Annotated in this window: 10 protein-coding genes; 2 read left to right on the top strand and 8 right to left on the bottom strand. The window is 37.0% G+C overall.

The features are described from left to right. Window positions 1-80: 80 nt before the first annotated feature. From BMX10_RS04955 to BMX10_RS04930, 6 genes are all read right to left on the bottom strand, one after another. The gene (locus tag BMX10_RS04955) at window positions 81-1622 is read right to left on the bottom strand and encodes a glutathione ABC transporter substrate-binding protein (protein WP_090440283.1); all 1542 of its coding nucleotides are present in this window, start codon (window positions 1620-1622) and stop codon (window positions 81-83) included. Window positions 1623-1811: 189 nt separating this feature from the next. Then, window positions 1812-2768, bottom strand: coding sequence for an ABC transporter ATP-binding protein (locus tag BMX10_RS04950; protein ID WP_090440280.1), 957 nt, complete (start codon window positions 2766-2768; stop codon window positions 1812-1814). A gap of 20 nt (window positions 2769-2788) precedes the next feature. Further along, the gene (locus tag BMX10_RS04945; protein WP_244272637.1) at window positions 2789-3760 is read right to left on the bottom strand and encodes an ABC transporter ATP-binding protein; all 972 of its coding nucleotides are present in this window, start codon (window positions 3758-3760) and stop codon (window positions 2789-2791) included. A gap of 18 nt (window positions 3761-3778) precedes the next feature. Continuing rightward, window positions 3779-4687: an ABC transporter permease gene (locus tag BMX10_RS04940; RefSeq protein WP_330387811.1), complete on the bottom strand. Its 909-nt coding sequence runs from the start codon at window positions 4685-4687 to the stop codon at window positions 3779-3781. Between the two features lie 30 nt (window positions 4688-4717). Continuing rightward, entirely contained in the window at window positions 4718-5647 is a 930-nt protein-coding gene (nikB, locus tag BMX10_RS04935; RefSeq protein WP_090440274.1) for a nickel ABC transporter permease, read from the bottom strand. Between the two features lie 129 nt (window positions 5648-5776). After that, window positions 5777-7318 carry a glutathione ABC transporter substrate-binding protein gene (locus BMX10_RS04930; protein ID WP_090440272.1) on the bottom strand — a complete coding sequence of 514 codons (1542 nt, stop codon included), beginning with the start codon at window positions 7316-7318 and terminating at the stop codon, window positions 5777-5779. Window positions 7319-7786: 468 nt separating this feature from the next. Between BMX10_RS04930 and BMX10_RS04925 the strand changes: the two genes are divergently transcribed. Beyond that, window positions 7787-9007 carry a patatin-like phospholipase family protein gene (locus tag BMX10_RS04925; RefSeq protein WP_090440269.1) on the top strand — a complete coding sequence of 407 codons (1221 nt, stop codon included), beginning with the start codon at window positions 7787-7789 and terminating at the stop codon, window positions 9005-9007. A 71-nt stretch (window positions 9008-9078) separates the two neighbouring features. Continuing rightward, entirely contained in the window at window positions 9079-10518 is a 1440-nt protein-coding gene (gene cls / locus BMX10_RS04920; RefSeq protein WP_090440266.1) for a cardiolipin synthase, read from the top strand. A 90-nt stretch (window positions 10519-10608) separates the two neighbouring features. Here the strand turns inward: cls and BMX10_RS04915 are convergent, their stop codons facing one another. Continuing rightward, on the bottom strand, window positions 10609-10983 hold the full coding sequence (locus tag BMX10_RS04915; protein WP_090440263.1) for a class II SORL domain-containing protein: 375 nt from the start codon (window positions 10981-10983) through the stop codon (window positions 10609-10611). A 202-nt stretch (window positions 10984-11185) separates the two neighbouring features. Continuing rightward, the gene (gene argH, locus BMX10_RS04910) at window positions 11186-12586 is read right to left on the bottom strand and encodes an argininosuccinate lyase (protein WP_090440259.1); all 1401 of its coding nucleotides are present in this window, start codon (window positions 12584-12586) and stop codon (window positions 11186-11188) included. Between the last annotated feature and the right edge of the window lie 195 nt (window positions 12587-12781).

The following is a 12781-nucleotide window of genomic DNA, read 5'->3' as shown; positions in this document are numbered from 1 at the left end:
AAGAAATATAGTGTCACATTGTATATGACACTATATTCCATAAATATGCACCCGTTATTTAATAATGGCATCAATAGGCTTTATTCAAAATATACACTCCAAAGCTTATGATGTCCTGCTGGATGGTTCTTAAAGCCCTTTACATTATCTCTGATACCAGTAAGCTCTTCCCCAGTCCATGTAAAAATCCAAGGAGCCTCATCACGGACAATTTCCTGCACCTCTATATAGGCAGCCTCCCTAATGGCAGGGTCAACATTTACCCTTGCTAAATCCAGCAATTCATTTACACGTTCATTGGTATAGAAGGTTCTATTACCGCCATCCCCATGGGTTTTTGAGTGGAATAGGGGATATAAGCCGTAGTCTGGATCACCCGTAACTGTTACCCAGCCAAGGATAAACATATCATGCTCTCCAGCAGCAGTAGCATCCAGATAAGCACCCCAATCCATGATGCTTACCTCTGCTTCGATATTGATGTCTTTTAATTGATTTTGTAAGATTTCAGCGATGTCTATCCGTTGCTGGTTTTGATTGGTCCAAATTTTTGTTTTAAAACCATTTTCTAACCCTGCTTCCTTCATTAACTCTTTAGCTTTTTCAACATCATAACCATAAGGTTTTAAATTTTGGTTGGAAGCCCAAACATTTCCACCTAAAGGTCCCCTTGAAGGTTCGCCAGTACCTAGGTATACAACATCTACAATAAGATCCATATCTACAGCATAATTAATAGCCTGACGCACTCTAACATCATTAAATGGTTCCTTTTCAGCATTAAATCCAACATAGGTGGTAGAAAGGTTCATATCTCTAACCATAGCTAAGTCGGAATGATTGGCTACTCTATCTACATCTGTGCCAATGATATCATAAGCGATATCTATACCCCCAGTTTCTAGCTCGATGGCTCTATTACCATCCTCAGCAATAGCTTTGAAAACTACTTTTTCAATTTTTGCCTTGTTAGCTTCATCATAATAATCTTCAAATATAACTAACTCAACAGTTTCTCCAACAAGCCAGTTGGAAAGCTTGTAAGGGCCAGTACCTACTGGGCTTTGGCTATAATCCTCACCTGCCTCAGTAACAGCCTTCTCATTTAAGATACCGGTAGCTGTATGAGCTAAATGAGCCAGCAATGGTGCAAAAGGTTCATGGGTTGCTATTCTAATAGTATAAGGATCAACTACCACAATACCATCTGGGTTGATGGCTCCTACAATATGTGAGACATGGGAGGAACCAAGAGCTCTGTTTAATGTAAAGGCAACATCATTGGCTGTTAATTCTTCACCGTTATGGAATTTAACGCCTTGCCTTAAGTTGAATTCAAAGGTTAATTCATCAATTGCCTCCCAACTTTCAGCTAAACCAGGCTCTAGCTCCATGCTTTCATTCTGATTAATTAAATTGCTATAGATTTGTCTCATAACTCTAGATGAAGCTTGATCATTGTTTGCATGCGGATCCAGTACCACTGCATCAGAACGTTGCGCCACAATCAATGGTTGCGATTCTGTGGCGGCATCCTGGGATTCACCACCACAACCGGTGACCATCAGCGTAAAAATCATTAGAAAGGATGTCAAAATAATAAAGCTTTTCTTTTTCAACATAAAGATTTCCCCCTTTAAACATTAATCTATTTTCTATAAAAAGATAATAATGTGAAGCTTGTAATATTTTTATGTTTAAAAAGGGTTTTATAGAATAAAAATAATTAACAGATTTTTCTAGTAGGATTGTAAGTACATACATAAAAAAGCCAAGGGCATAAATCCCTTGGCTACTACTAAACTAAATCATTATAAATTTCCTGCAAAATGACATGCAACATATCTTTCGTTACCCATGTCCTTTAACTGAGGAGTCTGTTGTTTACAGATATCCTGACGATGTCTACATCTACCATAAAATCTACAACCCTCTGGTGGATTAATTGGACTTGGGACATCACCCTCTAAAATGATCCTTTCTCTTTTGACACCTATCTCTGGTACGGGAATAGCTGATAATAACGCTTGTGTATAAGGATGAAGAGGGCTTTTAAACATAGATTTATAATCTGAAAGCTCTACAACTTTACCTAAATACATAACAGCAATTCTATCACTTACGTGTTTAACAACACTTAAATCATGAGAGATAAACAAGTAGGTTAAGCCTAACTCCTTTTGCAATCGATCCATTAGGTTTAGAATCTGAGCCTGAATGGATACGTCTAGAGCCGATACTGGCTCATCTTGAACGATAAACTTAGGGTTTAATGCCAAAGCTCTTGCAATACCAATTCTTTGACGTCTACCACCGTCTAACTCATGAGGATAGACATTTACCAACCTCTCAGCTAAACCAACAGTATCCATTAATTCCTTAACCTTTTTATTCATTTCAGCTTTTGATGAATAAACTTTATTGATTTCTAAGGGTTCAGCAATAATTTGAGCAACACTCATCCTTGGATTCAAGGAGGCAAAGGGATCTTGGAATACAATTTGCATTTGCCTTCTCATTTCACGCATTTGCTGCTTGCTGTAATCCAAGATATTTTTGCCTTCAAAGAAAATTTCACCATCGGTAGCCTCTAGAAGTCTTAAAACTACCCTTCCGGTTGTTGATTTTCCGCAGCCGGATTCTCCAACCAAACCTAAGGTTTCCCCTTCATTTATATAAAAGTTAACGCCATCTACAGCGTGTAATAACCCTCTTTTCGTTTCAAAATATTTCTTCAGGTTTTTTACTTCAATTAATTTTTTTGCCATATTTTCACCACCTATCTAATTTACTTTTCGAATAAATGACAAGAAACAAAGTGGCCTTCAGCTACCTCAATAGGCGCTGGCTGTCTTTCAGAACAGACTGCTGTTGCCTTTGGACATCTAGGATGGAAAGGACATCCACTGGGTAAATCAGTGGGATCTGGCATTAGACCTTTAATAGGTTGTAAGGCCTCCATATCCTCTTCGATATTTGGTATAGAATTAAACAATCCGATAGTATAAGGGTGCTTCGGACTAGTAAATAAAGATTCTACGTCAGTATACTCTACAACATTTCCTGCATACATAATAGCAACCTTATCGCATATCTCAGCTACAATACCTAAGTCATGGGTAATCATAATCATAGAAGTTTCAAACTCTTCCTTAAGTTTTTTCATTAAAGTCAATACCTGAGCTTGAATAGTTACATCTAGTGCTGTAGTAGGCTCATCAGCAATCAGGAGATTTGGATTACATGCTAAAGCAATGGCAATAACAACTCTTTGACGCATACCACCACTGAACTGATGGGGATATTCCTTATGTCTTTCTCCAGGAATACCAACGGTTTCTAACATTTCTTGAGCTTTAAGAACAGCCTCTGTTGCATTTACCTTTTGATGCAGCTTAATTACTTCAGCAATCTGCTCTCCTACTGTCATAACAGGGTTTAGAGAGGTCATAGGATCTTGAAAAATCATGGAAATATTGTTTCCCCTAATTTTTCTAAGCTCCGCCGGGGATTTACCTATTAGGTTTTCCCCTTCATAGATGATTTCACCACTTATAATTTTCCCAGGAGGGTTTGGAATCAACTGCATAATACCTAGGGCAGTGGTGGTTTTTCCAGCTCCAGTTTCTCCCACTAAACCTAAGGTTTCCCCTTTACCAATCTCTAAACTCATATTTTCAACGGCACGGACGGTACCATCATCAGTAACATAGTGAATAGTTAAATCCTTTATTTCCAATAACTTTTCTTTTTTACTCACGATTTTCATCCTTCCCAATTAGTTTTTCAATCTAGGATCCAGTGCATCTCTTAAACCGTCTCCCAATAGATTTAAACCAAAGATTGTTATCATAATAGTTAACCCAGGGAAAGTAGCAATATGCCAATAATCACGGATATAATGTCTTCCTGAGGCCAACATACTTCCCCACTCAGGATTTGGAGGCTGAATACCTAATCCAATAAAACTCAATCCGGCTGCTGATAATATAGCGCCAGCTACACCAAGGGTAGCTTGTACAATGATAGGAGCCATAGCGTTAGGAAGAATGTGCTTGATGATAATTCTTAAATCATTGGCCCCTATTGCCTTGGCTGCCTCAACAAACTCTTGGTCCTTAATTGTCAATACCGAAGCTCTAACGATACGGGCATAGGAAGGCATTGAGCTGATACCTACAGCAATCATAACATTGGCTAAACTAGGACCTAGGGCAGCCACAATGGAGATGGCTAAAAGGATACTTGGAATAGCCAATAAGATATCCATAGCCCGCATGATGCCGTTATCCAGCTTTCCACCATAATAACCTGCAATAGCCCCTAAGCTTCCACCGGCTAAGGCAGCAATACCTACGGCAATAAACCCTACCTGTAGAGAAATTCTAGAACCATAAACAATTCTACTAAAGATATCTCTACCTAAATGGTCTGTGCCCATGAAATGCTCAGCACTTGGAGATACAAATCTTCTATCTAAATCTTGATCATCGATTCCTTCTGGTGCAATAAAATCTGCAAAGATGGCAGAGAATATTAAGATAACAATAATTGCTAAACCAACCATAGCAGCCTTACTTTTTTTCAGTCTTAACCAAACTTCAAACCATTGGCTTCTTTTCTTTTTCGCTATTTTTACATCAGCTTGAGGAATTTTTCCATCCATAGCTGGATTTACATTCGCCATAAAGTTACCTCCTTCTATACTTTCTATTCCTTACTTGTATTGAGACTTAATTCGCGGATCAAGGAAGGCATATAATATATCTACGAAAAGGTTCACAACACTAAAGGTTAAAGCAATAAACAATACGCCACCCTGAACCACAGGATAATTCTTTGAGCTAATGGCGTCTACCATCAATCTTCCAAGGCCAGGAACACTAAAGATAGACTCTGTTAATACAGCTCCTCCTAGCAAATAACCAAACTGTAGTCCAACAACAGTAACGATAGGAATAAGTGCATTTTTCAAAGCATGACGGTTCGTAATAACAGATTCCACCTGTCCCTTTGCTCTAGCAGTTCTAATATAGTCCTGTCTTATAACCTCCAGCATACTGGAACGAGTCATACGGGTAATGATAGCTGCCGAACTGGTACCTAAAGTAATGGCTGGCAAAATCATTTCCTTCGGGGTGGAGAATCCTGAAGCAGGAAGCCAACCTAAATAGACGGCGAATAACAGGATTAGCATAATACCTTGCCAAAAGTTTGGCATCGATACCCCTAATAGGGCTCCAACCATAGAAACATTATCAAATGCAGAATACTGTTTTGTAGCTGAAATAATTCCCGTAGGAATACCTATAATTACCGCCACCAGAACCCCTAGAGAAGCCAGCTTTAGTGTAGTAGGGAACCGGCCTAGGATTTCAGTCATTACCGGTACATTGGTTTTATAAGAACGACCTAAATCTTGGTGTACTACTAGGTTATAAATAAATCTTCCATATTGAGTAAAGAAGCCATCGTTCAGTCCTAATTCGCTTCTAAGCTGCTCAACCGCCTCCGGCGCCGCTGTTTCCCCTAGCATCATTCTTGCAGGATCTCCAGGTGTTATATACATCATAGTGAAGACAATGAAGGATACTCCCAGCATAACGGGGATTAACATCAAAAGTCTTCGAAGGATATACTTATGCATAATGGTCCTCCTTTTTCTTAATTTAATAACTATTGTTAAAATTTCGTCATAATGAATATAGTGTCATATGGAAATATGACACTATATTCTGTAGGATTATTGATTTTTCAAAGATAATTGTCTAAGCTTTTATTCGTAAGATACATTCCATAATGTGTGGTGACCTGCAGGATGGTTTTTGAAACCTTTTACATAGCTTTTTACACCAGTAATCTCTTCACCATTCCATGTGAACACCCATGGAGCATCTTCACGGATAATTTCTTGTGCCTCATGATAAATAGCAGCTCTTTCTTCTGGATCAGCTGTTACTCTTCCTAAGTCTAATAACTCATCTACTCTAGGGTTGGTATAGAAAGTTCTGTTACCAGCTGCACCATGAGCATCTGAGTGGAACAGTACATATAAACCGTAATCTGGGTCTCCAGTTACTGTACCCCAACCAAGTACAATCATGTCGTGTTTACCATCTTCTGTATCCTGTAAGAAAACACCCCAGTCTAAAACACGAGTTTCAACTGTAATACCAATTTCACGTAATTGGTTTTGTACCGTTTCCATAACAGCAATTCTTTGTGGATTTTGGTTGGTCCAGATTTCTGTTGAGAAACCGTCCTCATATCCAGCTTCCTTCATTAATTCTTTAGCTTTTTCAACATTATGACCATAAGCTTCAAGGTCTAGGTTAGCACCCCAAACGTTGGCACCTAAAGGCCCTTTAGCTGGTGTACCGATACCATCGTAGGCAGCACCAACAATAGCATCCATGTTTAAAGCATAGTTGATGGCTTGACGCACTCTTACATCATTGAAGGGCTCTTTTTCAGCATTAAAGCCAATGTAAGTTGTAGAGAAGTTCATGTCTCTAATTAAGTTTAAGTTAGCATGTTCTTCAACTCTATTAACATCCATAGCTGGGATATCATAAGCGATATCAATTCCACCAGTTTCTAATTCGATAGTTCTGTTACCAGCTTCAGAGATGGCTCTAAAAACAACCGTTTCAATATTAGCCATTCTTGTTTCATCATGATAGTCTTCAAATTTTATTAATTCAACAAATTCATCTTTTTGCCAGTTTTCAAGCATATAAGGCCCTGTACCTACTGGTTTTTGACCATAGTCAGCCCCAGCTTCTGTAACAGCCTTTTCATTTAAGATACTAGCTGCAGGATGAGCTAAGTGGGCTAAGATTGGTGCAAAAGGCTCTTTTGTAGCAACTCTAACAGTATAGGTATCAACAGCTTCAATGGCATCTGCATCAAGAACACCTACGATAGCAGCTACTCTAGGAGAAACAGCAGCTCTTTTAAAAGTAAAAACTACGTCATCAGCTGTCATTTCTTCACCATTGTGGAATTTAACACCTTCTTTTAGCTGGAACTCATAGGTTCTTTCATCTACTTGTTCCCAGCTTACAGCTAAGCCTGACGCTATTTCCATAGTTTCATCTTGCTCAACAAGCGTTTCATACATTTGTTTCATAACCCTTGCAGAAGCATTATCATTCTCTGCATGTGGATCTAAGGATACAGCATCAGAGGCTTGGGCTACAACCAACTTGTTTGGATCTGCTGGTGTAACGGAAGCTTCATTACTACTGCAACCAACAGCAACTAATGCCAGTACAAGCATTAAACTTACAATAATAACTGTTTTTTTCTTGAACATATTTATTTCCCCCTTTGAATAATCTTTCTTTTTTAAGTTTTTAGGATTCAAGACAATTTCGACAATTTTCGACATTACTGAATAATAAAAAGCACATTGCTATACATCTGTAAAACTAAGGTGTCTTATCCATGGTGTAAACAGAGGCTAGCAATATGCTAACTTAACATAATTTCAGTTAAAAGTAGTCGAAGTCTAGACCTAAAAAGATAAAACTATAAAATCTTGACCATCCTAGAACTTACAAAAAAATTTTAAAACTTATTATATTATTTTAACTACAAAAATATTATACATGATTATTGGGGATAAAAACAAGAAAAAGCTGCAATTTCCTTGAGGTAATAAATGGATATGTAGTATCATTTAATTAATAAGCAACACAATAGAGATAAATAATGAATATAATATAAATAAGGAAATAATGAATGATAGTGATTATTCTAAGATAAGGAAGTGAGGAAACAAATGCTGGGATTAACTTTAGAGGGTGGTGGGGCAAAAGGGGCCTACCAGATTGGAGCATGGCAGGCCTTTAAGGAAATGAATCTTGAATTTCAAGGGATAACAGGGACATCTGTAGGTGCTCTAAATGGGGCCTTGATGGTACAGGAGGATTTTGAGATTGCCTATAAGATATGGAATGATATAGCACCTCATATGGTGATGGATATAGATGATAGAATCTATGAAATGCTTTCAGGAAATCAGCTAAATGCCTCTAATATACATATTATATTTGAAGAAATAAGGAAAATCGTAAAGGGATTTGGACTTGATACAAAGCCTTTAGAGAAACTAATCAAACAAACCCTCAAGGAAGAAAAAATAAGAAAATCAAAGACGGATTTTGGATTTGTTACTGTATCTTTGACGGATTTCAAACCAATGGAGATATTTAAAGAAGAAATACCTTCAGCCAAGATGGCAGATTATCTTATGGCCTCTTCTTATTTACCGATCTTTAAATCAAAAAAGCTAGATGGAAAAAATTTTTTAGATGGAAGCTTCTATAATAATCTACCAATCGATATGTTGTACCATAAAGGCTATAAAGAAATAGTAGCAGTGCGGCTACTAAGTAGAGGACGCATTAAAAAAACAGACTATCCTGATTTAAAAGTAATCTGCATACAGCCTAATCAAGATTTAGGAAATATAATGGATTTTACTAAAAAAAGAGCACAAAGAAATATAAGGCTAGGTTATTTTGATACCATAAAAGTATTTAAAGGATTAAAGGGTAAAAATTATTATATAGAGACAAATATTCAAGAGGAGGAAGCACTGAAATTTCTAATGAACATAAATGAGGAGGCCATTAGAGAATTAGCAGAGCTTTACAGTTTATCACCATCCAAGGCTTCTAATAGGCTTCTATTAGAGGATATTATTCCTAGATGGGTTTCGTTTATGGGGCTTGAAGAAAACGCTTCCTATAAGGATGTTATGATTGGACTTGTAGAAGGCTTAGGACATTATAATCAAATAGATCCTTTCCATATTTATACTTTGTCAGAGCTATTTAAAAAAAGCATGGAAGCCTACAAAAAAAGTCAAAGAAACAATAAAAATAGCAATATGGGCCTGCTTATCAAAGCTGAATTTCTACTAAAGCTAAAGAAAGAAAAGCTGCTGGAGGAAACAATAAAAATTCTATGTAAGCATCATAAAATGAGGTTTGATTAAGTAGGGGCTCTAGTGCTGCACCAAAGTGAAAAAATTAGCAAAGGATTAGTAGATAGAGGGAGGAAGCTTCTATGGAAATTTTAAGAGTATTTGCAACCTTATTTACTATAACAACTATTTTAGTAAGTATATTAATCATATTGGATAATAGGAATCCCTCTAGAACCGTGGCGTGGCTTTTGGCTTTGATTTTTTTACCTGTGGTAGGTATGTTTTTGTATTTATACATTGGTCAAAATCATAGAAAAAAGAAAACCTTTATAAAGAAAAGCAAACAAGATTACAAGATTATTCATCATTTACTGCATCATCAGATAAGCTTTACAGGCTATGGAGAGTTTTTAAAAAAGACTTTTACAGATGCGCGCGGAAAAGTTGCTCCTCTGCTCCTCAGCAACTCAGAAGCACCTGTTACCGTCAACAATGATGCAACTGTATTAATCAATGGCTATGAAACTTTTAGAGAAATGTTGAAGTCTATCGATAGGGCAAAGCATCATATACATCTAGAGTATTTTATTATAAAGGATAGTGATATAGGCAGAAGGTTTCAAAGGGCATTAATAAGAAAGGCAAAGGAAGGAATAGAAGTAAGAGTAATTTATGATGCTGTAGGCTGCTGGCGATTAAGGAAAAACTTTTTTCAACCCTTAATAGAGGCGGGAGTCGAGGTTAAAGCGTTTTTACCAGTAACACTGCCTTTTTTCGGGAGCAGATTGAACTATAGAAATCATAGAAAGATACTAGTTGTAGACGGAAAAGAGGGCTTTGTTGGAGGAGTAAATATTGGTGACGAATATCTTGGAAGAAATAAGAAGATGGGATTCTGGAGAGATACTCATTTGAAGCTGCAGGGAGAAGCGGTATATATGCTACAGGTGATTTTTTTAAGGGATTGGTACTTCGTCAACAAAGAGGAGTTAGAAGATGAAATTTATTTTCCAAAACAAGGGGCCTGTGGTGAAAAAATGGTACAAATTACCTCCAGTGGGCCAGATTCTTATTGGGAATCTATTCACCAGGCATATTTTTCTGCCATTAATACAGCCAATCGGAGTGTTTTTATCACAACCCCGTATTTAGTTCCGGATGAAAGTATCCTAATGGCATTAAAAACTGCCGCTATCAGAGGGGTAGATGTCAGGATTTTGCTGCCTGGGAGACCAGATCATAGAACAGTGTTTTGGGCATCCAAATCCCATTTTAGTGAATTATTAGAGGCGGGAGTAAAAATATATCAGTATCAAAAGGGCTTTGTTCATAGTAAGGTATTTATTATTGATGACAATTTTTCTTCTATAGGAACGGCCAATTTAGACATCAGAAGTCTACAGTTGAACTTTGAGGTAAATGCTTTTATGTATGATGAAGACATGGCAAAAAAATTGAAAAGTATTTATTATAAGGATCTGCAACACAGTAAGGAAGTATTATTGGAGGATTACAAAAAAAGACCCATTTCTCATCGATTTAAAGAATCCGTTGCAAGATTGTTTTCTCCAATACTATAGAGGTAAATGCAATCTGACAGATGCACCTTAGGGATGAGGGCATTAAAAAAACCGCCTTTGATGACGGTTTTTTTGACGCTTATGATCACACTACTCTACAACGATTTCTTGAGTGTTTTCCCAAACACCGTGGATGTTACAGTAGCTAACAGCATGAATAGTTCCGGTTTTGTCTAGTTTCACCTTTGCAGTACCTGATGGCTCAGTAAAATTGCCACCTTCACCATGGGCAGGAAACTTAAATTCTGCTATTTCCACAGGGAACTTTCCTCCCTCTTGAAAACAGAAAACCTTTATCCAGGCTATGTAATGCTCTAATGTATTGGGATGAGGAATTTCATCTCCAATAGATACTCTTAAGTCAAATGTTTCCCCAGCCTTCACCTTTTCAGGTGCATGAATAACAGGAACATGTTTTTCACCTTTCCAATCTCCTGATTGTAAAAATTCACCAAATGATTTCATACCCCAAATTCCTCCTTTTGATTTTAAAATAAATCCTTATCTACACTATTTATAACCAAACTTTTAGAAATATAACCAAAAAATGAAAAAATCTTTTGTTGTATTCGTCTGTATGGCGACATAAATAAGTTTAGCGGATTGAAAAAATTATGGCCAGCTTAGTGAAATAAGCTAGCCATATACTATGGAGAAAGAAATATAGTTATTTAGATTTAAGGGTAATAATCATTTCTTTACCAACGGCTACCTGACGTTTCACTTCAACTCTAGCAGTACCGCCAAAGGTTTTTCTACGGTCTACTGCAAGTCGAGGAGATAGTATAGAGTAAATATCATCTTCAAAGGCAGGACAATACCTTTGCCATTCTTCTATCGAAAGGTCTTCTAGAGATTTGTTTTGCTTTACACAGTATTGGACAATACCACCTACGATTTCATGGGTTTCTCTAAAGGGTACATCCTTTGCCACCAGATATTCAGCTACATCCGTTGCTAACAAAAACCCTTTGTTTAAATGAGGCTCTATGTTTTGCTCTTTCACAATAATACCTTCTATTAGAGGTGTCAGTACATCCAGAATCATATTTATTGTAGTGATGGTATGGAGAACCGGACGTTTGTCTTCTTGAAGGTCTCTATTGTAGGTAAGGGGTAACCCTTTAATATTTATCATTAAATCATATAGACTACTAAGAACACCACTTGTTTTACCTCTAGTTAGCTCTAAAGCATCTGGATTTTTCTTGTTAGGCATCATACTAGAGCCTGTACAAAAAGCGTCCGGAGGTTCTATAAAATCAAACTCTGAGGTACACCACAGGATAAGGTCTTCACTAAGTCCACTGGTATGTAAAACAAAGGTAGAAGCAGCAAATAGAAACTCAAGCAAATAATCTCTATCCGAGACGGTATCTAAACTATTCTCACTATTTACAGCAAAGTTCAATTCTTTTCTAGTAAACTCTCTGTCTAGAGGTAGCGTAGAGCCAGCAAGTGCTCCAGCACCTAGAGGATTTACATCTGTTGTTTTATAGGCAGTTTTAAATCTTTCTAAATCTCTAGTGAATTTCCAAAAATAAGCCATCCAATGATGACCCAAAGACACCGGTTGAGCATGCTGAAGATGGGTGAAACCAGGAACAATGATATCCACATCCTTTTCAGCCCGTTGCAGTAATACTTCTAAAAAAAGTAGCAACTTCGTCTCAATAGCAGTAATGCTTTTTTTCATGAACAATCGATAATCTGTGGCAACCTGATCATTTCTAGAGCGTCCAGTATGAATTTTTGCACCTAGAGGACCTAGCTTTTCAATTAACCTTGCCTCTAGATTCATGTGGACATCCTCTAGAGAAATCTTTGGCTGCAATAAACCTTTTTCAACTTCTTCTTCAATTTCTGATAAAGCATTTATAATTTTATCTAGTTCTTCCTTAGACAAAATCCCGATATGATGAAGCATCCTACCATGGGCTTTACTACCCTCCAAATCTTCTTTATAAAAATGCCAATCAACATCTAGGGATTGACTATATTTTTGCATGATTTCAGCTGGAGAACTGGCAAAGCGACCACTCCAAAGAGCTTTATCTTTAGTATTCATAGAATACACCTCCAAAAGTATATTTATACTAGATAGTACATAATTATTATAGCACATAATGATTAAAGTCAATAGAAAGAAATACTAGCGGGCATAAAAGATATTAAAATAGGTTATTAGTATCATTAATAAAAATACAATGGTTTTTTTAAAAGGCTTATGCTACAATAATGAAAAAGTACTTTAACCATAACC

This window comes from Natronincola peptidivorans, from assembly GCF_900111615.1.
GTDB classification, from domain to species: Bacteria; Bacillota; Clostridia; order Peptostreptococcales; family Natronincolaceae; genus Natronincola_A; species Natronincola_A peptidivorans.
Note: the sequence above shows the minus strand (reverse complement) of the source record. Positions and strands in the feature narration are given on the sequence as shown.

What these genes read in the sequence shown, in the direction of transcription:
- BMX10_RS04925 (WP_090440269.1), top strand. Translation starts at nt 7,787, where the DNA reads ATGCTGGGATTAACTTTAGAGGGTGGTGGGGCAAAAGGGGCCTACCAG.
- BMX10_RS04955 (WP_090440283.1), bottom strand. Translation starts at nt 1,622, where the DNA reads ATGTTGAAAAAGAAAAGCTTTATTATTTTGACATCCTTTCTAATGATT.
- BMX10_RS04940 (WP_330387811.1), bottom strand. Translation starts at nt 4,687, where the DNA reads ATGGCGAATGTAAATCCAGCTATGGATGGAAAAATTCCTCAAGCTGAT.
- nikB (WP_090440274.1), bottom strand. Translation starts at nt 5,647, where the DNA reads ATGCATAAGTATATCCTTCGAAGACTTTTGATGTTAATCCCCGTTATG.
- BMX10_RS04915 (WP_090440263.1), bottom strand. Translation starts at nt 10,983, where the DNA reads ATGAAATCATTTGGTGAATTTTTACAATCAGGAGATTGGAAAGGTGAA.
- argH (WP_090440259.1), bottom strand. Translation starts at nt 12,586, where the DNA reads ATGAATACTAAAGATAAAGCTCTTTGGAGTGGTCGCTTTGCCAGTTCT.
- BMX10_RS04930 (WP_090440272.1), bottom strand. Translation starts at nt 7,318, where the DNA reads ATGTTCAAGAAAAAAACAGTTATTATTGTAAGTTTAATGCTTGTACTG.
- BMX10_RS04950 (WP_090440280.1), bottom strand. Translation starts at nt 2,768, where the DNA reads ATGGCAAAAAAATTAATTGAAGTAAAAAACCTGAAGAAATATTTTGAA.
- cls (WP_090440266.1), top strand. Translation starts at nt 9,079, where the DNA reads ATGGAAATTTTAAGAGTATTTGCAACCTTATTTACTATAACAACTATT.